Source organism: Blautia sp. TF10-30, assembly GCF_003481245.1.
GTDB classification, from domain to species: Bacteria; Bacillota; Clostridia; order Lachnospirales; family Lachnospiraceae; genus Fusicatenibacter; species Fusicatenibacter saccharivorans.
This window is the reverse complement of the sequence record NZ_QUKM01000002.1, coordinates 86,182-108,617: the sequence shown is the minus strand read 5'-3', so window position 1 is coordinate 108,617 and position 22,436 is coordinate 86,182. Positions and strand designations below refer to the sequence as shown.

Here is a 22,436-nt window from a genome sequence, read left to right as displayed (position 1 = left end):
TTCCAATATCGGAAACATATGGTAAAATAAACATAATTTAGAACGGGAAGAGGAGACCAAGAGGCATGTTGGACGAAAAAAGGATTCGTCAGATGACAAAACTGGCTTTTTTCGAAAAAAAAGAAGAAAAAAATGCCTTACGAATCGGCCGCTATTTTCGGAGTGATTACATCGGAAAAGAGCTTCTGAAAAATTTTTTTCTGGCTTCCATCGGATACATTCTGGTACTTGCGGTTGCAGTCTTATATCATATTGAATGGTTGGTGGACGAGATAGACACAATCGACCTGCAGTTTGCAGCAGGGTGTCTGATCGCGTCCTATCTGTGTTTTCTGGCAGTCTATTCCATTGCCGTGTATGTGATCAGCACGATCCGTTACCAGGGAGCACAGAAAAAGCTGAAATGGTATGGAAAAGAGCTGGATGACCTGCAGAACATATATGAGGAACAGGAAAAAAGCGGGAAGAAATCCGGGCGCAGGAGGAGGGAAACATGACAGTATTGATCGAACTGAAAGAAAAATTAAAAGAGTTTTACGGCTCCTGCAGCGGAATCGTACTTCCGATTGTGAAATTTCTGCTCGCTCTTGCTGTATTTCGTGGTATTAATTCCAATCTCGGCTATCTGAAGATGCTGAACAGCATGTATGTGGTATTGATTCTGTCACTGATCTGCGCTATCCTGCCATTGAATGGAATGGTTTTCCTTGCAATGCTGGTGATCATCGGCCACTGCTTTGCACTTCACATGGTAATCGCGGGTCTTGCGGCGCTGGTTCTGCTGGTGCTCTGGTTTCTATATCTTCGCTTTGTGCCGAAGGATGCGCCGGCACTCCTTTTGACACCGCTCGCATTCTGGCTTCACGTGCCATCTGCCGTTCCGGTTGCCTATGGTCTTGCCGGCACGCCGCTCTCTGCATTTTCAGCAGCCTGCGGTGTCGTTGTCTACTATATGTGCGACATGATTCACGGAAAAATGGAGCCGCTGCTTCATGCGGCGGAAGCACCGGAGATCACGGCAGTCGTACAGGAATTTTTCAACGGCCTCTTCCGCAATGAGGAAATGCTGCTGGTTCTGATCGCCTGCGCACTGACCGTACTTCTTGTCAATGCAATCCGCCACAGCAGTGCGGACTATGCATGGCAGATTTCCATTGTGGCAGGTTCGGTTGCCTATGCGGTTATTATGATTGCCGGAAGCCTGGCACTGGATGTACAGATTGCACTCCCGATGGTTCTGATCGGGGCGGCGGCCGGCTGTCTGGTTGGATTTGTTCTGGAGTTTTTCCTGTTCGGTGCAGACTACACCCGGACAGAATACCTGGAATATGATGACGACGATTATTATTACTACGTAAAAGCCGTTCCAAAATTCAATGTGACAAAGGCACAGCGCCGTGTGACTTATATTCGGAATGAAAAGAAAAAAGAACCGGATCTGACAGACGAGGAACTCGATGCTCTGGCAAATCTTGGACATACAGAAGAATCCGGGAACAGCAGGGATCTTGATGAGATCGAGGAAAAAGAAGAAATAGAAGAAATAAACGAAACAGAAGAAATAAACGAAACAGAAGAAATTCAGGAAGAAGAAATTCCGCCGCTGGACGAGGGCGATTATCAGGATGTGGATTATAAGAGCATGCTGGAGGACACCTTAAAGGATCTTTAAAAGAATTTTGAAAATCAGAAGAAAACCGGCCGGGGGAAAAGAAAGGAAGTGACAGTGTGCGTGGCGTGTGGAACTGGATTGTCACAAGAACGGCAGACTACGGGCTGCCAAAACAAATTGAACTGATTGATATTGTGCAGATTCTGCTCATTGCATTTTTCGTCTATCACCTGATCCGCTGGCTGCAGAATACAAAGGCCTATACGCTGATGAAAGGTATTTTTCTGATTGGTGTCTTTGTCATCATTGCAAACGTGCTGAAAATGCAGACGATTCTGTGGCTGTTCGGAAACATCGGCGGGGCGGCGATCACAGCGGTTGTAATTATCTTTCAGCCGGAGCTTCGAAGAGTGGTCGAGCAGATTGGAGAAAAGAATCCGCTGTCTGCCATTTCTTTTGCGAGCGGCCAGGAGGAAAATGAACGGTTCAGTGACAAAACCATCAATGAACTGGTAAGGGCCAGTTTTGAAATGGGAGAAGTAAAGACCGGAGCGCTGATCGTCATCGAAAAGACCATCACCCTGGAGGAATATGAAAAGACCGGAATCCCGATTGACGGCGTTCTGACCAGCCAGCTGCTGATCAATATTTTCGAACACAATACGCCGCTGCACGACGGAGCCGTGATTGTACGGAACAACCGTGTCACGGCAGCAACATGTTACCTGCCGCTGTCCGACAACATGGATCTGAACAAGAATCTTGGAACACGCCACCGTGCAGGTGTCGGCATCAGTGAGGTGACGGATTCCTTTACGATTATTGTCTCCGAGGAAACCGGAAATGTGTCGTATGCTTCCGGCGGAGAACTCCACACGGCAGTAACACCGAGCGACCTTCGGGAGCAGCTTCACAAAATCCAGAAGCTCGCGAAAAAACCGGAAGAGAAGAAAGGATGGCATATCCGCGGAATGCGTCAGAAAGTGGAGGGAGAGAAGAAATGAAAAAGAAAATTCTGAAAAAGCTTCTGAACAATCTCCCTTTGAAAATTCTTTCTATCCTGATTGCCATTGTAATCTGGTACGTTGTGGTCAGTGTGAATGACCCGATTGTGAAAGAGCGCTTTGATGTCCCCGTGCAGGTGACCAATGAAGCCTACATCGCAGCCGGAAAGAAAACATACCAGATTGCGGAGGAATACCAGACGGTCACGGTTACTGTCACGGACAACAACTCGGTTGTCAGCCGGCTGAAGGCATCGGATATCACCGTCACGGCCGATCTGACCCAGATTGTGACGATGGATACAAACCCGGTTTATGTGCCGATCAAGGCAGCGTGCTCCATGGTAAAACAGGAAAAACTGAGCACAGTGACAGCAACGATCCCTGTGGAAATCGAGGATGTGGACAGCGAAAAATTCCCGATCACAATTGACGCAGGAAATACGAAACCGGCAAAAGATTACGAAGTGGGAACGATGACTTCCGATCCGGAGAGCATCACCATTTCCGGCCCGACGTCCCTGATCAATAAGATCAGCAGTGTGGTGGCAAAAGTAGATGTAACCAATATGCGGAATTCCGGAACCGTCACGGCGGATCTGATGATTATTGATAAAAACCAGGATGAGATGCCGGAATCCCAGATGGAATTTTTGAATTTCGACAGCGGCTCCCCGCAGGTGGATGTGGATATTGAACTGTGGCGCCGTGTATCCGGTATTAAGCTGAGTGCACTGTACAGCGGAACTCCGGCAGACGGCTATCAGATTAAAAATATCTATACCACACCGGAGGAAATCACCGTTGCCGGATCCGAGGAGGCACTTGCAAAGCTGGCGGATGAAGGCAATACGATTGAAATTCCGGAAGACTATACCTCCGTTGCAGGACAGCGCTCCGATGTGGAGACGACGGTTGACTTAAGCGATGTTCTCGCCGATGTGACAGATCTGAAAGTATCTTCCAGTTCGTCTGCATCCGTTACCGTTCACGTAACGGTTATGCCGAATGAGAGCAGGGAATTTGAACTTGATGTCGATCAGATCGAGACGGGCAATCTTCAGTCCACTTATACCGTTCTGTATGATCAGACACAGCTTGCAATCCGCATTAAAGCATCGGACAAAAATCTGGCCAAATTAGATACTTCCCAGATCAACGCATCCATAGATCTGAATGGAATGGGTGTCGGGGATTACGAGGTACCGGTAAAAATCACACTGCCGGATGGCTATGAGCTCGTAGACAGTGTCAAGACAACGATTCATATCAAAGAAAAAGCAGTAGCAAATAAAACGACAGGAACAAATTAGGAGGGAAACCAATGGTAAGCGGAAAAGTGACCGTGAAAAATCCAACCGGCCTTCATCTTCGCCCGGCCGGAACCCTGTGCAAACAGGCAATGCAGTTTAAATCATCTATTACATTCCACTACGGAGATGGAAATACAGCAAATGCAAAGAGCGTCTTAAGCGTCCTTGGCGCATGCGTCAAATGCGGAGACGAAATTGAGCTGTTCTGCGAGGGAGAGGACGAGGAGGAAGCTCTGCAGTTCCTTGTCAATTCCATCCGGACGGGACTTGGGGAAGAACTGTAAGGAGAAAGAACAATGAAGAAATATGATTATGTTCTGGTTGGCGCCGGTCTGTATTCCGGAGTGATTGCTTATCTTGCTGGTCAGGCAGGGAAAAGCTGTCTTGTACTGGAACGAAGAGATCATACAGGCGGAAATATTTACTGCGAAGAAATCGAGGGAATTCATGTACACAAGTATGGAGCGCATATTTTCCATACTTCGAATAAAGAGGTGTGGCAGTTTGTCAATTCGCTGGCAGAATTCAACCGTTATACAAACTCGCCGATTGCCAACTACAAAGGCGAAATTTATAATATGCCGTTCAATATGAATACCTTCAGTAAAATGTGGGGAATCCGCACACCGGAAGAGGCGAAAACAATCATCGAAGAGCAGAGAAAAGCTGTTCCGGGAGAGCCGAAAAATCTGGAAGAGCAGGCGATCAAACTGGTTGGAAAAGATATTTATGAAAAGCTGGTTAAGGGTTATACAGAAAAGCAGTGGGGAAGAGACTGCAGTGAGCTGCCGAGCTTTATCATCAAACGGCTTCCGGTGCGCTTTACGTATGACAACAACTATTTCAATGACCTTTATCAGGGAATTCCAATTGGCGGCTATAACGTTCTGACAGAGCGGCTTTTTGAAAAAGCGGATGTACAGACAGGTGTTGATTTTCTGGAAGATAAAGAAAAGTACCTGGCGATGGGTGAGACAGTGATTTACACCGGAGCGATTGATGCGTTTTACGATTATGCACTTGGTAAGCTGGAATACCGTACGGTGCGCTTTGAAACAGAAGTGCTGGATACCGACAATTATCAGGGCGTGGCTGTAGTAAACTACACCGATCGGGAGACACCGTATACGCGTGTGATCGAACACAAGCATTTCGAATTCGGAACCCAGAAAAAGACCGTCATTTCCAGAGAGTATTCCACCGACTGGAAAGAGGGGATGGAGCCGTACTACCCGGTGAATGATACCAGAAACCAGGAACTTTATCAGAAATATGCCGCACTTGCGGAAAAAGAAGAGAAGGTTATCTTTGGCGGAAGACTTGGAGAATACAAGTATTACGATATGGACAAAGTCATTGAGGCTGCACTGAACCAGTGGGAGAAAATGCAGCGGCAGGAAAAAGAACTGCAAACGGAAATCAATCAAAACGGACTGCACACTTGACAGCAGTCCGTTTTTTGACTATATTATAAACGATATCCGGCTGGAAAATACCGGAAAATAAGAAAATGAAAGAGGTCGTTATGAGAAAAGAATATGATGACGAGGATGAAATCCCGGAAAGACGCCATTCCTCAGGAAAGAAAAAGAAGAAATTCGGCTGGGTTAATGTGCTCACCATCCTTCTCGTAGTTGTACTGGTTGTGCTCGTCGGTGTCTATGCTGTAATCAATCACTATTACAGCAAGAGTAACTACGTAAGCGATGATAAAATCACGATCAATAAATCCACAGAGGTTGAGACCGAAAGTACCGGGTTGACTGATGAGGAGACGGATGCCCTGCAGTCTGAGATTTTAAATGAGACACAGGACATTGAACTTCCAAACAACAATAACGTGTACAACATTCTGCTGATCGGTGTTGACCGTCGTGACAAAACGTGGTATGGAAACTCCGATTCCATGATTCTGATGTCCATCAATAAAGATACAAAACAGATCCACATGACATCCTTTATGCGTGACCTGTATGCAAATATCCCGGATGTCGGTGTGAAAAAACTGAATGCAGCCTGCGCATATGGCGGCGGTCCGCTGGTTGTACGAACCATCGAGGACAACTACAAACTGCCGATTGACAATTATGCAAGTGTTGACTTCGATTCCATGATTGACATTATCGATGCCATCGGCGGAATCGAGCTTTCGCCGAGCGATGATGAAATCCGTGTAGCGAACCAATATGTTGATGAAATGTGCAGACTCCGTAATGTGGATGCTTCCGCCCATCAGTATACAGCAGGCGGAGAGCAGCATGTGGATGGCTATCAGGCAGTTGCATATGCAAGAATCCGTTACGTTGGAAATTCTGATTATCAGAGAACGGAGCGTCAGCGAGAGGTTTTAAGCAAGATGATGCAGAAAATGAAATCGTCAAGCGTAACAGAACTGAGTGCACTGGCGGATACCATTCTTCCAAGTGTTACCCATAACATTGATCAGTCTACATTGATGACATTGATCGGAGAGCTGCCGACAATTCTGTCCTACGAGATTGTACAGAGCCGTGTACCGTACGACGACTTGTACTCCAGCAAGGGTGAGATGCTTGTTCCGGACTTCGCAGCAACCATCTCGAGACTTCAGACAGAGATCTATGGATCTACCACGGTAAACGAATAAAAGAACAGTAAAAAGCCTTCTGTTTCCGGTCAGAAAACCGGGGTCAGGAGGTTTTTTCTGCCCGAAAAACAGGAAAAAACCATAAGAAATTTGTAAGGTATTTTACCGGCGGATAACTTGAAATAGATGGAAAAATGTAGTAAGCTATAAATTGTATAAGAGTAAAAAAATGGGAGGATGAATAAGAATGAAAAGAAAGTTTCTGGCCGCAGCCGTACTTGGCGTCATGGTAAGTGTTACACCAGCCGGTGCATATGCAGCTTCTACAGAAACCAGTCCATTACCGGTAAATTCGGAAAGTGATACTGTAGCTCAGGCCGAAGACGAAGAAACGACTCCGACTCCGGCGCCAACTGAGACCCCAGAGGTTACACCGAGTGAGACTCCGGCTCCAACCGAAGCACCGACCGCAACACCAACTGAGACCCCTTCCGAGACACCGACGCCGAGCGCAACTCCGGCTCCGGAAGTAAGTAATCTGAAGGAAGGCTGGAACAGCGTTGAAAAAGATGGAAAGAAACAGTTTCAGTACGGAGTTCTGGATGAGAATAATAAGGTGGTAGCTGCTACCGGACCAATAGAAATCGACGGCGTCGATTATGCGTTTGACGAAAATGGCTATATGCTGACCGGTGAAGTAGAGCTGACGGATGAAGATGGAAAAACCGGAATCTACTACTTTGAGACAGAAGGGGAAGATCCTGCAAAAGATGAACTTGGTTCGAGACAGCAGGGTATTTGTGAAGGAAAAGTATTTGCACCGGAACTGAAAAAAAATGAACTTGTTACCATCAAATTTGAGGATGGCAGTGTGGATGATTACTATGCCGATGAAGAAGGCTATGCAGTCTGGAGCACAACTCAGAAAGTAGGAGATGTAACATATCTGTTTGGCAATGATGGAACCCGCGTAAAAGAGGCAGGTTTCCAGACTGTTGTTGATGAAAACAATGTAACGCATACCTATTATCTGAATGCAGAAGACAGCACTGTATCTCTTGGAAATCACAATGCGTATCAGCAGGGAGATCGTACGGTAAGCTGGTTGACGGTTGGCTCTAACTGGTACTTAGTGGATGCGGAAACAGGGGAACTTCTTTCAGGATGGCAAAAGGTAGATACAGCAATCTACTATATGAAACCAGCTTCCTTTGATGCAAACGGAAATTTGAAAGATGGAAGTTTCGAGATGGAAACCGGTAATCAGAAAAATAAATCCGGCTGGGCACAGATTGATGGAAAATGGTACAGCTTCTGCAGCTGGGGCGGCGTACGGACAGGCTGGTTCAATTACGATGGAAATAAATATTATCTCCATGAAGACGGTCATATGGAAGACAACGCGCTGAATGTGAACGGAACCATGTATCTCTTCAAGAGCTGGGGCGGCATGTGTGTCAACGATGTTGGAAGCTATAATGGAAATTATTATTACGTTGGTGCTGACGGAGCCGTTTCGACGACAACAGGATGGAAAAAAATTAAAACCAGCACGCAGACAATCTGGTACTGGGCAACTGCAGACGGCGGAAAACTGCTGACGAATTCCTGGCTGGATTACAATGGAAACAGCTATTATCTGAAAGCCGATGGAAAAATGGCTTTTAATGAGTGGCTGGATAACACCTATTACTTCCGCAGCTGGGGTGCGGCCTACAAAAACGCATGGGCAAAAGTCAACAATGTATGGTATTATTTTGACGGAAATGGAAAGAAATATACCAGCGGCTGGCTGACCTACAAAGGAAATAAGTATTATCTGAAATCCGATGGAACCATGCTTGCCAATGAATGGCTCGATGGAAAATACTACTTCAAGAGCTGGGGTGGTATGTATAAAAACGAATGGGGCAAGTCCGGCGATATCTGGTACTGGTTTAATGCAGATGGAACCAAACGGACGCAAAAAGGCTGGTTCCTCTATGATAAAAATTATTATTATCTGGATAAAGATGGAAAAATGCTGACCGGCTGGGTTTACCATGACGGTAACTATTATTACATGAAGAGCTGGGGCGGCATGGCACATGACGAGTGGATTCTTCATGATAAGAACTGGTACTACTTCAAGAGCTGGGGCGGCATGTACCATGATCAGTGGCTGACACTGAACGGTTCTCAGTATTATTTCCGCAGCTGGGGCGGAAGATATCAGAACTGCACCGCTACGATCAATGGAAAACAGTACAAATTCGATGCTTCCGGACGCAGAATCACGGAAGGATGGGAGTACATCGGAAAATACCGCCGTTACCGCAAAGCAGACGGTTCTTTGATGGAGGATGTGACAAGCATCTTCAATCCGTCATCCAAATACATCACAGTAGACAGAACCCGCGGACGTGTCACCATTTACGGCTATAACAGTGCAACCGGTTCTTACGATACCCCGATCAAATCAATGATCTGCTCCGTAGGAAATCCAATCAGTTACACTGCAGCAGGAACATATAAAATCGGCTGGCAGTTGAAAAAGAAGCAAATGAGAGGTGAAGATTATGTGTGCTGGGCACCATATGTATCACAGATTTATGACGCTGTTTACTTCCATGGCGTAGCAAGCAGCACACCGGATCTGAATATGATCTCTGCCGTAGACTTCAATTCCCTGGGATCACCGATGTCACATGGTTGTGTCAGACTGACTGCAATCGATGCAAAATGGATTTATGATAACGTCAGCAGCGGAACAACGGTCCGCATTGGCGACAATCTGGATTATCCGCTGACAAACCCGACCCGTTATACCTGGACAGGCGGTGCTTTCGGAAGCGATCCGACATATCGATAAAAAATAGAACAGGAATACCTGTATGAGAAAATCCATCGGGGCAGCAGTGCCGCCGATGGATTTTCTGATAAGAAGACATCGGCCATTTTACAGGAAAGGAAGACAGATACGATGGAATTACAGGAAAAGAAAAAGAACCGGACAGAACAGAAAACAGATATGCAGAATAAGGAAAAAGCATTGCTTACCCAACTTGACGAGATTGCAAAACAGGATCTCTGTCTGGCATTCTCCGGCGGTGTGGACAGCAGTCTGCTGCTGAAGCTTGTCATGGATGCATCTGCAAAATATGGAACAAAGGTTTATGCAGTAACCTTTCAGACACGGCTGCATCCGCCCTGCGACCTGGAGACAGCGACAAGAGTAGCAAAGGAGGTTGGCGCTGTTCATGAGGTCCTTTTTGTTGATGAGCTGGAGCAGGAGGCAATCCGTTACAATCCGGAAAACCGCTGCTATCTCTGTAAGCACTATCTATTTGGGAAACTTCTGGAATTTGCCCGCGATCACGGTGTCACCCAGGTACTCGACGGAACAAATGAGGATGACCTTCATGTCTACCGGCCGGGGCGAAAAGCGCTGAGAGAATATGGTGTTATCAGCCCGCTTGCAGCGTGTCATGTGACAAAAACAGAGGTAAAAGCACTTGCCGCAAAGTACGGCGTTTCCGTAGCACACCGTCCATCCACTCCATGTATGGCGACACGCCTTCCCTACGGGGCAGAAATTAACTATGACGTTCTGGATCGGATTGCGGACGGCGAAGCATGGCTTCATACGCTGTTCGGTGCGGAAGAGAATCTCCGCCTGCGTGTACATGGCGATGTGGTGCGTCTTGAAATTGCACCGGAGCGTATGGGGGAAGTGCTTGAGAAGAGAGAAGAAATGATTGCATATCTGAAAAAGCTCGGCTTTTCTTACCTGACGATGGATCTGGAAGGGTTCCGTTCCGGCAGTATGGATGAGAAAATAACACAGAAAGAGGAAACAAAATGAAAGCAATTTTAAGTGCGGACCGCAAATGGGGTCTGGGATATCAGGGACGGCTGCTGGTAAGTATTCCGTCTGATCTGCGATTCTTCCGTGAAACTACGATGGGACACGTTGTCGTGATGGGAAGAAAGACACTTGCTACACTACCGGCAGGGCAGCCCTTAAAAGGCAGAACGAATATTATTTTAAGCCGTGATCCGGAATGGACTGTCCGCGGCGCAACCGTTGTCCACAGTATCAAAGAGCTGATGGAAGTATTAAAGCCGTATGAGGACGACGATATTTATGTTGCGGGCGGCGGAGAAATTTACCGTCAGCTTCTCCCATACTGTGATACGGCATACGTCACACGAATTGACATGACGTATCAGGCGGATACCTTCTTTGAGGATCTTGACGAATCACCGGATTGGGAGATGGTAGAAGAGGGCGATGAGCAGACCTGCTTTGATATTGAATTTTATTTCACGGAATACCGAAGAAAGAATGAAAAGGCAGAACGCCCGAGATAAGGGTAAGACAGGACGTAAAAAACGGAGAAACCACAGAAAAAGCGGTTTCTCCGTTTTTTTCATATAGGATACAAAAAGTATCAGTGCTGTCCGCCTGCAGAAAGCTCCAGCATTTTTTTCTTAATATCATTTTCGAGCTGTACCAGCTCAACTTCAGCGGCGGCACGTTTCTGGCGGCCGTCCTCCTGAATCTTCATCACTTCATCGAGGGTAGAGATCAGGCTCTGGTTCGTCTGTTTTAAGGTTTCCATATCGACGATACCGCGCTCAGATTCTTTTGCAGTCTCGATCGTTGCCATCTTCAGATTCTCCGCATTCTTTTTCAGAAGCTCATTTGTCATATCCGAAACCTGGCGCTGTGCTTTGGCAGCCTCAGTCGAGTGATGAACGCCGAGTGCAATGATCATCTGGTTTTTCCAGAGCGGAATGGTGTTGACGAGTGTGGATTGGATCTTTTCGGCCATTACAGAATCGCTGTTCTGAAGCATGCGGATCTGCGGCGCTGTCTGGATCGAAACCATACGGGTCAGTTCCAGATCATACAGTTTCTTCTCAAATCGGTTGCAGAGATCTTCGAGATCCTTGGCAGCCTGTGCATCTTCGGCCTTTCCGGTCATCTGCGCTTTATTCTGCAGATCACGGAGTTCTGTGGAACGTACCAGCTCCAGCTTTTTCTTTCCAGCGAGAATGTACATGGTCAGCTCTTTAAAATAATTCAGGTTCTGTGCATACATCTGATCCAGAATGGCAATGTCTTTCAGAAGCTGCCGCTGGTGGCCGTCGAGCACGTCACAGATTTTATTGACATTCACCTCTGCCTTGTCATACTTCGCTTTCATTGCATTGATTTTGTTCGTGCTTTTCTTAAAGAAAGAGAATGGTCCCTTTTCTTCTTCAGCGTCAAACGTTTTCAGCTCTGTCACAACAGAGGTGAGCAGATCGCCGATTTCCCCGAGATCTTTGCTTCTGACGTTCTCCAGCGTTTTCTCGGAAAAGTCTGCCATTTTCTTCTGTGCACCGGCACCGTACTGCAGAATGCCGTTTGTATTGGCAAGATCAATCTGGGAAACAAAGGCATCCACCATGGCTTTCTGTTCGTCGGACAGAACAGAATCATCCATGACCTCTTTCTTTTCTTCCGGCTGCTGTACCGGAAGTTCCGGTTCCGGCTCCGGAGTGCCGAAACTTAAGCTTGGAATTTCAGTGGTGTCCTTTACAAAATCATTCATGTTTTCTATTCTCCTTTTCTTCGGTACGGAAACGTAACCGGTGATTTGATTTCAATTGTATAGCTTTGAATAGTTACATGTGAAGCGGCTCAATATCCTGCTTTGACGGACCTGCCTGATTTGTCAGTCCCTCCTGCGCCAGCATCGTCTGCAGAACAGAGATATCAGAAGAAATATCCCATGCCGTTGTCTGGAACAGATCGTCAAGCAGCTTTTCGAATGCGGCATTGATGGTATCCAGTGTGTCCTCGATTTCCTTCTTGGTTCGGAGGATATTGTCGCTTTGAATTGGTTCGTTCTCAAAGGAACGGTAAGCGTCGAGCAGCTTCCAGGTTGTCGGCATATAGTAATCCATAAATTTCCGCAGGGCGGCGGCTTCTTTTGGGCGCTTTTTTGCCTCCTCGAGAATCCGGGTAACAACCGTTTCTAGACGGCTCAGCTTGGCTGTGATGACTTCACCCGGCAGATCCAGGTTGCACTGATGGATCTTCTGAATATAAGATTCACATTCTTCCAGCATCTGCTGGTATTCCGGCGTTACACCGGAGGCCTCCAGCTGTTCACGTGCTTTCTGCTCAGCAATCTGCTGTTCCCTCTGGCTGGCGAGCATTGCGCGGTACTGGTCGTAGCAGTCATTTGTCACCATCAGACAGGTACCATTCTCGTCGAGGTGGCCCTGGCGCAGCATGGATTTATCAATCATGGTCGTAATATCGGTCAGAAGCTCACCTTTCTCACAGTGCATACTGTCGCAGAGTTCTTTCGTGGAAATATATTCCTTTGTGCCGATCAGCGTACAGATCTGGCGGAAATGGCGGACCAGACGCCGGTTTTTACTTCCCTTTTTCAGAAGAATGCCGCCGCCGATGGTAAATGCGGCAAAAATAAGAGAAGGAATCAGCGCGCTGTTGTCTGGACCTGCAAATAAGGAATACAGACTAAGCGTTGTGCAGCAGCCGAACAGTCCGGTGACACCCCAGCCGGCAGCCGTCTGAAATCCGCCGACAAGTGCAAGATCGGTGGATGGCATAAAGCGCTCGCGCAGTACACGACGTTCCTGTATGCGGCTGTTCCATTCCGTATTCTGCGGGGTCTGCCAGGTATGGGAAGGTTTGGGAACCGGGTTCGCGCTCTTACCCGGCATCGTGCCTCCCGGCCCGTAGGAATAGTGATGCGGTCCGGTCTGCTGCGCTGTATTATTATGGGAAGAATGCTGGCTGCTGTAGGAAGTATCTGCGGAATAGCCGCGGGACGGCTCCTGTGTGCCATTTGCACGGAATGGTCCCTTCCGGTTTGGGTAGACAAACTGGTTGATGGTGTCTGAAATCTTCTGGTTTAATTCCTGAAAATCCTGAGAATTTACAGCGTTATCCACAAGCTTTCCAATACTGTCGCCGACATCCTTTAAATCATCTTCAAAACTCATGACAGTTCCTTTCTGATGAGGTACTTTTTCTGTGTACCGTTTTCCATTTATTATACAATGCGATTGGAAATCTTACAAGCATACAGTGCTTAATTTTCTATGAAGCTGGAGCTGACGGGAATGGTTACAGTTCACAGGAAATGATTTTGTTTTTGGATGAGTTGAAAGAAAGCAGTAACTATTATATACTAAAGAATATCGAATGTCAGAAAAAATCAAATCAGAATAAAGGGGCCGCAATACTAAATGAATAAAAACGAAATTATCCAGATACAGGGAATGGAATATAAAGAAATGACAAAACAGCTTTTGAACAAATGTGCCTTAGCTACGCTCATTCCTTCGAAGGTCAGTCTCATCGGTATTAAGCCAAATCTGGTAGCACCTGTCCCGGCGGAGTTTGGAGGGACGACACATCCGGAGGTGGTTGCGGGGATCATCGAATATCTTCAGGAAAATGGATTTACTAACCTTCAAATCATGGAAGGTTCCTGGGTCGGGGATAAGACAGAGGAATCGTTTGAGGTCTGTGGATACCGTATGCTTTCGGAACAGTACAGCGTTCCGCTTATCGATGCGCAGAAGGAAAAAAGCATGCCGGTGCAGTGTGGTGATATGGAACTTCAGATTTGCGAATGTGCGAAAAAGGTGGATTTTATGATCAATGTCCCGGTCATGAAAGGCCATTGCCAGACTAAAATTACCTGCGCACTGAAAAACATGAAAGGTCTCTTGCCGAATAAAGAAAAACGTCATTTTCATGCCATGGGACTTCATCGGCCAATTGCGCATCTGGGGCTTGGGATTCATCAGGATTTTATTTTGGTGGATAATATCTGCGGAGACCTTGACTTTGAGGATGGCGGTAATCCGTTTATTATGAATCGCCTTTTCGCTGGGTTAGATCCGGTGTTGATCGATGCATATGTCTGCGAGGAACTGCATTATAAGCCAGAAGATGTCCCGTATGTCAAAATGGCAGAAGAGTTGGGCGTGGGCAGCGCTGATCTCACACGGCTTTCAATCCGCCAAATTGGCGAAATTGGTGAAAAAAGAGTGATTCCGGAAAAACGGAAGATCGTGGAACTGCAGGATGCCGTAGAGGAAGTTGAGTCCTGCAGTGCCTGCTACGGCTATCTGATCCCGGCGCTCGACCGGCTGAAGGAGGAAGGACTGCTGCAGGAACTCCACGAAAAAATCTGCATCGGGCAGGGATACCGGGGAAAGAGCGGGGCGCTTGGTGTGGGAAGTTGTACTTCAGGGTTTAAATACAATCTGAAAGGCTGCCCACCGACCGATGAGCAGATGTATGAATTTTTGAAGCAGTACATTGCAACTAGACGAAAAACAGAAGCAGAAAAATAGCAACAGAGGAGAGAGCGAATGAAAAAAGCAGTCAAAGCCATTTTAAATGTATTGTCCTACGGCGGAATTGAAGTAGAATCCGCCCGTCGGCTTGCCGATATCAAGAAGCTGGATCCGATCCGTATTTTTCTGCGAAAATTGGATATGGAAATATATAATGGGGACTACAAGGTTCCGATTCGGCTGTTCTTCCCGGATGAAAAAATGGAGGAGCATGGTGCAAAAGAAGCGATTCTGTTCTTCCATGGCGGCGGCTGGACAACCGAGAGTGTGGAGACATACGACCGTGTCTGCGCGCGCATGGCGCAGTCGACGGGGCAGATTGTTGTATCGGTAGAATACCGTCTTGCACCGGAGCATCGTTTCCCGACAGGCTTAGAAGACTGCTACGCCGCCGCCCAGGCAATGCTGCGCGGGGAGATTCTGCCGGAGGTAACGCCGGAAAATGTCACGATCATGGGCGACAGCGCAGGAGGAAATCTTGCGGCTGCGGTCTGCCTGATGGCGAGGGACAAAAAAGAACTGCTGCCGGGGAAACAGATTTTGATTTATCCGGCGGTGAATTCCTGTTACACAGAGAAATCACCGTACAAATCCGTGAAAACCAATGGAACCGGATACCTTCTGACCAGTGTCAAAATGGAAGATTATGTAATTCTGTATCAGCGGACCGAAGAAGACCGCAAAAATCCGTACTTTGCACCGGTACTGGCAGAAAATCTGCAGGGACTGCCGGACACGCTGGTACTGACGGCGCAGTACGATCCGCTGCGTGATGAGGGCGAGGATTATGCGAAAAAGCTGAAAAGGGCTGGCAATCTGGTTGAACATCATCGGATCAAGGGCGCATTGCACGGCTATTTTGCGCTTGGCATTGAACACCTATATGTGCAGGAAAGTTTTCAGTATATGAATGCATTTTTAAGGAAAGAAAAACAGCAGAAAAATGCAGACGAAGAACTGGAAAACATAGCAGCAGTGAAGAAACAATTGACACACGGGAAGGCGTAAGGAGGCATAGAAAATGAAGAAAGAACATTCTTCGCGCTGGAGAAAGCTGGACAACGCGGCACAGGCATTTCCGGCGGCCACCGGAAAAAAGGATACGAGAGTCTTCCGGTTTTACTGCCAGCTGAAAGAGGACATCCAGGCGGATCTGCTGCAGAAAGCGCTGGAGCAGACAATGGAGCATTACCCGGTGTTTTCCATGGTACTGCGGAAAGGTCTTTTCTGGTTTTATCTGGAGCAGCGCGATCTGCCAGCAAAAGTAGAAGAGGAAAAGCGTCCGCCGTGCAGTGAGATTTACGTACCCGACCACAAAACGCTTCTTTTCCAGGTTTCTTACTATAAAACCCGAATCAATTTCGAAGTATTCCATGCCCTGACAGACGGCACCGGTGCGATGCTGTTTCTGAAAGAACTGGTGAGCAATTATCTGATCCTGTGTCATCCCGAGGAAATCTTTTCAAAGGTCAGCGAAGACATGCTGACAGAGACAGATTTCGAGGAGGACAGCTTTTCACAGTATTACACCGGAAAGAAAAATGAAAAAGAAAAAAGCCGCCCGGCATACCAGATCAAAGGCGAGTATCTGGAGCAGGAGGAGATGGAAATTACTGAGATTCTGCTTTCCGCGGAAGCAGTTCATAAGTGCGCAAAAGCACATGGCGTGTCGGTGACGGCGTACCTTGCGGCGGCGCTGGTATATGCGGTATATGAAGAAATCCCGAAAAGCAGGCTGAAAAAGCCGGTTTCTCTGATGGTTCCAGCCAATCTCCGCAACTTTTTCCCATCTGCATCGATGACGAATTTCTGGAGTTGGATCGAGATTGCCTGTGATCTTGGGACGGAGGCATCGTTTGAGGATGCCCTGCAGATCACGGGAGCCGCGATGCAGAAAGAGGCGCTGAAGCAGGAGATTTCCACACGTATGAACGATCTGGTGCGGATTGAGCGGAATCCGGTGCTGCGCGCCGTGCCGCTGGAAATCAAAAATCTGGCGCTGATGGCGGGCACGACGCTCGGCGGACGAAGCATTACGACCGTCTATTCCAATATCGGCCGGATTCAGATGCCGCCGGAGTATGAAACATATATTGAGCGGTTCGGATTTTTCACCAGCACCGACAAAGTACAGATGTGTTCCTGTTCCTACGGTGACAGCATGGTGCTTGGAATCACATCTAAAATCGCTGATTCCAATATTGAACGGAACCTGATGCATCTGCTGCAGAAAGAGGGCATCGCCTGTGAACAGGAGGAAAATGATTTTCCGGGACAGAAAGAACAGCCGCACGGGACGGCCAAACTGGGATTGAAAATTTTTTCTTTCACCTGCATCGCGGCTGTCGTACTCTGCTGGATGATGAATTTCCTTGCAACGCCGCAGATGTGGTGGGCAGGTTATGCGACAGCGGGTGTGTTCTGCGCCTGGCTTCTGATCCGGGTGGGATATCAGAAACGGAAAAATCCACTCAAAAACAGTATGTGGCAATTGATCTTTATTATGATCGGTGCGATTCTGTGGGATTATGCGACGGGCTGGATCGGCTGGTCTGTCGATTTCGCAATTCCGCTCGCCGTTCTTCTGAATGGCGCGACGATGCAGATTCTGGCAAGAGCGTACAAAATGGAGGTCAGTGAATATCTTTTTTATCTGATGCAGTCCGGAGCAGCAGGAATCGTTCCGGCGATTTTGTGGCTGACGGGAACTGTCCGCATTACCTGGCCGTCCGTGATCTGCGTGGGCCTTAGTGTGCTGTATCTGATCGGGCTGTTTTTTTTCCGCGGAAAAGATTTTATGCGGGAAATGCAGAAAAAATTCCGGGTATGAAGGGAAAAGGTGATAGAAAAAATAAGAAGAGCAGGTAAGAAAAGTGGATGTTGGTCCCTTTTCTTACCTGCTCTTTTGAAACTTGTGTGTGTCTGCGGCGGAAAAGCCTGGAGAGATATCTACTGCGCCTTCTCCTCACAGCCGCAGGAATCCCACGACGGCATTTCATCCCCATTTTTAATCGCATCGCGAACCGCGCTGTAATACCGCACTTTCTGCTGAATATGCTCGAGATCAGATTCCATGCGCTCGATTTTCTCGCGTGTATTCTGCTCATGTTCCTTGAGAATGGCAACCATCTGGTCAATATTTCCCGGGATATCGTTCTCAAGCCGGAAAAACTCCTGAATCCCCGCAATCGGAAGCCCGGTGCGTTTGAAGCAGAGAATTGCGGTCATGCAGTCAATGTGCTGCTGGGTGTAAATTCGTTTCTTACTTTCGGTATGAATGACATCCGTCAAAAGTCCGATCTCCTCATAATAACGAAGCGTAGAGGCCGGAAGTCCAAAACGCTCGGACATTTCACGAATGGTGTAGGTCTGCTGTTCCATGGAAAAACCTCCTTGAACGATAGAGTTTGAATAGTAGAATAACTTCTTAAAGTATACTTTAAGAAAGTGAAATTGTAAAGAGAGAATCTTCGTTACGTTTCACTTGGCAGTGCAGCACTTGCTGTTTTGATGCGTAGGAAAGGAATATTTATCAGAAAGTGAGAAGAAAAAGTACATTGCTTATTTGCACTGGAATGGAATATAATAGAAAGCAGAAAAAACGTGAAAAATGTGAGGAATAATCGTGAAACAGGAAATTATAGCAGACCTGTCCCGGATTACGGAGGAGGAACAGGCGATTCTGGACGGCAAGACGGAAGTGGAAAAGGAGCGGTATTCGAGCGGGCAGAAGTTTGTGATGGATGCGGGAAAGCTGCTGGAGAGGGGAAAATTGATTGATATTCGGCCGCACACGCGGTTTGTTCGTTTTCCGGCGCACAGCCACAATTATGTCGAGATGATCTACATGTGCCAGGGAAGCACCGTGCACACCATCAACGGGGACCGGATCGAGCTGAAAACGGGTGAGCTGCTGATTCTGAATCAGAATGCAGTGCAGGAAATTGAACCGGCAGGGCGTGACGATATCGCGGTCAACTTTCTGATTCTGCCGGAGTTTTTTGACCAGACGCTGCGAATGATCGGGGCAGAGGAGAATCAGTTAAAGGATTTTATCGTCGGCTGTCTGAAAAGCGGGGAGGTACCGCTCTGTTATCTGCATTACAGAATCGCGGATGTCCTTCCGGTGCAGAATCTGATCGAAAATCTCGTCTGGACGCTCTTACATCACCAGAGCAATAAGCGGAGCATCAATCAGATTACGATGGGCCTTTTATTCCTGCAGCTCATGAACTACACCGAACGCGTGCAGGTGGGAGAGCAGTATTTTGAACAGGAGATGCTGCTCGGCGTATACCGCTATATCGAGGAACATTACCGGGAGGGCAGTCTTTCGGAACTGGCGGAAGAACTGCACTACGATTTTTACACCTTAAGCCGCATGATTCGCCGCCTGACCGGGAAAAACTACACTGAACTTGTCCAGAACAAACGCATCACCCAGGCCGCGTATCTGCTGGAAACGACAGGACTTTCCGTGGCAGACATCGGCGAGCGGGTCGGGTACGAGAACATGAGTTATTTTCATCGGATTTTTAAAGAGCGCTATGGAATATCGCCGAAGAAGTACCGGGTGGAGAAGAAAATACAATAGGACAAGAAAAACGGATCGAGAATCTGAACTTAAAACCAGATTTTCGATCCGTTTTTTGCGTGTAAATCGTATCAATTACTTACTGTTCATTTTCATCCTTCGGCAGCCGCACGATCCGTACCTTGTCGACTCTCCGGTCTGCCATTTTCAGTACAGTTACGTCGAGGCCATCCGAGACGAAATGATCGCCTTCCTTTGGCACGCGCTCGAGGATCCCCATGATCCATCCGCTGACCGTAAAGACGTCAAATTCTTTGTCAATATCGAGCTCTTCATACACCTTGTCGATGCTTGCCGTTCCGGTCACGAGGTATTCGTTTTCGGAAACTTTCTGGATTTCCTGTACAACCGCATCATGCTCATCCCAGATTTCGCCGACGAGCTCTTCGAGGATATCTTCCATGGTGATGATACCGTCGGTGCCGCCGAATTCATCAATGATAATGGCAATATGCGATTTCTTCGCCTGCATTTTTTTCAGCAGCGGGCCGACCTTCGTATTCTCGGTTACAAAGAGCGCCGGGCGGATGATGCTGCTTAGCGGTTTGTTGGTGTGGTAAATGTGGTTGTGGAAATCCTTCTGATACACAATTCCCACAATGTGGTCGATATCATCATCATACACCGGCAGCCGGGAAAATCCGGTGTCGGAGAAAGTCTTAGCGATCTCGGATTTCGTCGCATCGAGCGGAATGCCGATGACGTTGACACGCGGAGTAAAGATCTCTGCGGCCTCCATCTCCATGAAGCCGATTGCATTCTGAATCAGATCGCCTTCCTGGTCGTCGATGTCGCCCTCCTGGGTCGCCTCCTCGACGATGGTCATCAGTTCCTCATCGGTGATGCCGTGGTTTTCCGAGGATTTGAAGATGCGGGAGAGCAGCTTCTTCCACTGGGAAAAGAAAAACGTCACCGGGGTCAGCACGATCATCAGAATGTGGAGAAACGGTGCGGAAAATTTGGCGATCGTCTCCGGAGATTCTTTTGCAATGCTTTTCGGGGAAACTTCGCCGAAGATCAGAACCACGATAGTGGTTACGATCGTGGAAACCGTCGCACCGGAGTCGCCGCCGAGAAGCTTGATAAAAAGCACCGTGGCAAGGGAGCTGAGTCCGATGTTGACGATGTTGTTGCCGACGAGAATCGTGGAGAGCAGCTTGTCAAAGTTCTCCAGCAACTTTAACACCAGTTCCGCCCGCTTGTCGCCTTTTTCTGCCATATTTTTCATGCGGATGCGGTTCAGCGAGGTGAAGGAAGTCTCCGTCGCCGAAAAGTAGGCTGAGAGCATGACGCAGATAAGAATGATGATGAGTGACACAATGTCGCTGTTCATTTGTTTTTCCTTTCTTAGGAAACCGGGACACGATGCAAAAAATGTACAAAAAGACATAACCTATCTTGAATCTGGCGGAATCAAAGATAGATTATGTCTCCGTTTATCAAATGATGAAAATAAAGCATCGTCGAGGCATACTGCCTGAGTCGTCCATGTTTCTGTAATCCTTTCGTTGATCAGTAATCCCTTTTATTGTACGGTATGTGGGAATAATTGTCAATAAGGCATGCGAAAATCACAGGAAATACGAAACCGCATTGTTGTAGCTGATATTTTCTACCATCTCTTTCAGAAACTCCAGGTTCGCCGGGTACTCCCCGTTTTCCACCCAGTTTCCGATTTGATTGCAGAGAATCCGGCGGAAATATTCGTGGCGCGGGAAGGAGAGGAAGCTGCGGGAGTCGGTCAGCATGCCGATGAAGGTAGAGAGCATGCCGATGCTGGAAAGCGTCGCAAGCTGGGATTCCATGCCGTATTTGTGATCGTTGAACCACCATGCGGTACCGAACTGCACTTTCGAGCGGATGCCAGGCGCAGCAAAGTTTCCAGCCATGCTTGCAAGCATCGGGTTGTCGCCCGGGTTCAGAGAGTAGAGCACAGTTTTCGGCAGTGCGTCGTCCTCGTCCATATCGTTTAAGAAAGCGCCGAGCATCGGGGCAAAGGCGAAATCGTTCATGCTGTCAAAGCCGGTATCGGCACCGAGCGCACGGAACATCCGCTTCGAGTTGTTACGGAGTGCTTTAATATGAAGCTGCATGGCGATATTGTGCTTATGATACAGCCGTCCGAGGTTCGTCAGAAGGAAGCCCTTGTACATGCCGAGCTCTTTTTCGGTGAGAACACCGCCGTTCATGCGCTTCTCAAATACATCATTCGCCTCAGCAGCCGTGCATGGCACATAGAAGCAGCCCTCAAGGCTGTGGTCGCTGACAACGCAGCCGGCGGAGAGGAAGAAGTCGAGGCGGCAGGAGAGGGCATGCACCATATCCTCCGCGGATGCAATCGTCCTGCCGGCGGCAGCGGCAAGCTTTTCCACATATTCCGGGAAATCCGGCTTCTCGAGGTGAACGGCGCGGTCCGGGCGGAAGGACGGCAGAACGCGGCAGGCAAAGTCTTCCTTCTGTAATGCCAGATGGCAGTGCAGATCATCTGCAGGATCGTCGGTGGTGCACAGATGCGACACATGCTGGTTCAGAATCAGATTGCGCACGGTAAACTCCTTCGTCTGCAGTTTTGCATTCGCCTCATCCCAGATCTCCTTCGCTGTTGCGCGGGAGAGCGGTGTCGTGATGCCGAAGTACCGCTGCAGCTCCAGATGTGTCCAGTGGTATAAAGGATTGCCGATCGCGTTCTCAATCGTCTCGGCAAACGCCAGATATTTGTCGTAATCATCGGCGTTTCCGGTGATCAGATCCTCCGAAAAGCCCATCGCACGCATGGCACGCCATTTATAATGATCCCCGCCGAGCCAGACGCGTGTCAGATTCTCCATCTGGCGGTCTTCGAGAATCTCCTGCGGATTCAGATGGTTGTGATAGTCAAAAATGGGCATTTTTTCAGCCGCCTCGTGGTACAGCGTTTTCGCCGTATCGGTCTGCAGCAGAAAGTCAGCGTCCATAAAAGGTTTCATATGGA

General features: G+C 48.0%; 19 protein-coding genes. 14 read left to right on the top strand and 5 right to left on the bottom strand.

The features are described from left to right. Window positions 1–65 precede the first annotated feature (65 nt). The 10 genes from DXD02_RS02980 (at window position 66) to DXD02_RS02935 (ending at window position 10,848) form a co-directional block, all read left to right on the top strand. Window positions 66–497: a hypothetical protein gene (locus DXD02_RS02980; RefSeq protein WP_118666363.1), complete on the top strand. Its 432-nt coding sequence runs from the start codon at window positions 66–68 to the stop codon at window positions 495–497. Next, entirely contained in the window at window positions 494–1,672 is a 1,179-nt protein-coding gene (locus DXD02_RS02975) for a hypothetical protein (RefSeq protein WP_118595085.1), read from the top strand. Before DXD02_RS02980 ends, DXD02_RS02975 begins: the two co-directional genes overlap by 4 nt. Window positions 1,673–1,728: 56 nt before the next feature. Further along, complete coding sequence (gene cdaA / locus DXD02_RS02970; RefSeq protein ID WP_330410111.1) at window positions 1,729–2,616, top strand: diadenylate cyclase CdaA; 888 nt, start codon at window positions 1,729–1,731, stop codon at window positions 2,614–2,616. Further along, the gene (locus DXD02_RS02965) at window positions 2,613–3,929 is read left to right on the top strand and encodes a CdaR family protein (protein WP_158554979.1); all 1,317 of its coding nucleotides are present in this window, start codon (window positions 2,613–2,615) and stop codon (window positions 3,927–3,929) included. Before cdaA ends, DXD02_RS02965 begins: the two co-directional genes overlap by 4 nt. 11 nt (window positions 3,930–3,940) lie before the next feature. Next, window positions 3,941–4,213: an HPr family phosphocarrier protein gene (locus DXD02_RS02960; RefSeq protein WP_022462230.1), complete on the top strand. Its 273-nt coding sequence runs from the start codon at window positions 3,941–3,943 to the stop codon at window positions 4,211–4,213. Between the two features lie 12 nt (window positions 4,214–4,225). Next, the gene (glf, locus tag DXD02_RS02955; protein ID WP_118666362.1) at window positions 4,226–5,374 is read left to right on the top strand and encodes a UDP-galactopyranose mutase; all 1,149 of its coding nucleotides are present in this window, start codon (window positions 4,226–4,228) and stop codon (window positions 5,372–5,374) included. 80 nt (window positions 5,375–5,454) lie between these two features. Next, complete coding sequence (locus tag DXD02_RS02950; RefSeq protein ID WP_158565815.1) at window positions 5,455–6,555, top strand: LCP family protein; 1,101 nt, start codon at window positions 5,455–5,457, stop codon at window positions 6,553–6,555. A gap of 187 nt (window positions 6,556–6,742) precedes the next feature. Continuing rightward, the gene (locus DXD02_RS02945) at window positions 6,743–9,346 is read left to right on the top strand and encodes a L,D-transpeptidase family protein (RefSeq protein WP_118666361.1); all 2,604 of its coding nucleotides are present in this window, start codon (window positions 6,743–6,745) and stop codon (window positions 9,344–9,346) included. Between the two features lie 111 nt (window positions 9,347–9,457). Beyond that, on the top strand, window positions 9,458–10,339 hold the full coding sequence (gene larE / locus DXD02_RS02940; RefSeq protein WP_330376945.1) for an ATP-dependent sacrificial sulfur transferase LarE: 882 nt from the start codon (window positions 9,458–9,460) through the stop codon (window positions 10,337–10,339). After that, complete coding sequence (locus DXD02_RS02935; RefSeq protein ID WP_055218639.1) at window positions 10,336–10,848, top strand: dihydrofolate reductase; 513 nt, start codon at window positions 10,336–10,338, stop codon at window positions 10,846–10,848. The genes larE and DXD02_RS02935 overlap by 4 nt, the downstream gene beginning before the upstream one ends. Before the next feature lie 80 nt (window positions 10,849–10,928). On the opposite strand, the gene DXD02_RS02930 is transcribed toward DXD02_RS02935, so the two are convergent. Beyond that, window positions 10,929–12,077 carry a toxic anion resistance protein gene (locus tag DXD02_RS02930; RefSeq protein ID WP_117509496.1) on the bottom strand — a complete coding sequence of 383 codons (1,149 nt, stop codon included), beginning with the start codon at window positions 12,075–12,077 and terminating at the stop codon, window positions 10,929–10,931. Between the two features lie 73 nt (window positions 12,078–12,150). After that, a complete protein-coding gene (locus DXD02_RS02925; RefSeq protein ID WP_117804128.1) occupies window positions 12,151–13,503 on the bottom strand; it encodes a 5-bromo-4-chloroindolyl phosphate hydrolysis family protein in 1,353 nt (450 codons plus the stop codon). A 246-nt stretch (window positions 13,504–13,749) separates the two neighbouring features. On the opposite strand from DXD02_RS02925, the gene DXD02_RS02920 reads away from it, so the two are divergent. The 3 genes from DXD02_RS02920 to DXD02_RS02910 are packed head-to-tail and all read left to right on the top strand — an operon-like array spanning window position 13,750 to window position 17,701. Then, the gene (locus DXD02_RS02920; protein ID WP_117804129.1) at window positions 13,750–14,868 is read left to right on the top strand and encodes a DUF362 domain-containing protein; all 1,119 of its coding nucleotides are present in this window, start codon (window positions 13,750–13,752) and stop codon (window positions 14,866–14,868) included. An 18-nt stretch (window positions 14,869–14,886) separates the two neighbouring features. Beyond that, window positions 14,887–15,879 carry an alpha/beta hydrolase gene (locus tag DXD02_RS02915; protein ID WP_117761068.1) on the top strand — a complete coding sequence of 331 codons (993 nt, stop codon included), beginning with the start codon at window positions 14,887–14,889 and terminating at the stop codon, window positions 15,877–15,879. Between the two features lie 13 nt (window positions 15,880–15,892). Further along, on the top strand, window positions 15,893–17,701 hold the full coding sequence (locus tag DXD02_RS02910; RefSeq protein WP_117804130.1) for a DUF6320 domain-containing protein: 1,809 nt from the start codon (window positions 15,893–15,895) through the stop codon (window positions 17,699–17,701). Window positions 17,702–17,820: 119 nt separating this feature from the next. Here the strand turns inward: DXD02_RS02910 and DXD02_RS02905 are convergent, their stop codons facing one another. Beyond that, window positions 17,821–18,252 carry a MerR family transcriptional regulator gene (locus DXD02_RS02905; RefSeq protein ID WP_055227315.1) on the bottom strand — a complete coding sequence of 144 codons (432 nt, stop codon included), beginning with the start codon at window positions 18,250–18,252 and terminating at the stop codon, window positions 17,821–17,823. 244 nt (window positions 18,253–18,496) lie between these two features. On the opposite strand from DXD02_RS02905, the gene DXD02_RS02900 reads away from it, so the two are divergent. After that, the gene (locus DXD02_RS02900; RefSeq protein ID WP_117804131.1) at window positions 18,497–19,465 is read left to right on the top strand and encodes an AraC family transcriptional regulator; all 969 of its coding nucleotides are present in this window, start codon (window positions 18,497–18,499) and stop codon (window positions 19,463–19,465) included. A 79-nt stretch (window positions 19,466–19,544) separates the two neighbouring features. Here the strand turns inward: DXD02_RS02900 and DXD02_RS02895 are convergent, their stop codons facing one another. Both DXD02_RS02895 and uxaC read right to left on the bottom strand, forming a co-directional pair. Beyond that, window positions 19,545–20,798 (bottom strand): HlyC/CorC family transporter, encoded by a 1,254-nt coding sequence (locus DXD02_RS02895; protein ID WP_117509487.1) that lies wholly within the window; start codon window positions 20,796–20,798, stop codon window positions 19,545–19,547. Between the two features lie 238 nt (window positions 20,799–21,036). Continuing rightward, on the bottom strand, window positions 21,037–22,431 hold the full coding sequence (gene uxaC / locus DXD02_RS02890) for a glucuronate isomerase (protein WP_117804132.1): 1,395 nt from the start codon (window positions 22,429–22,431) through the stop codon (window positions 21,037–21,039). Window positions 22,432–22,436: the final 5 nt, after the last annotated feature.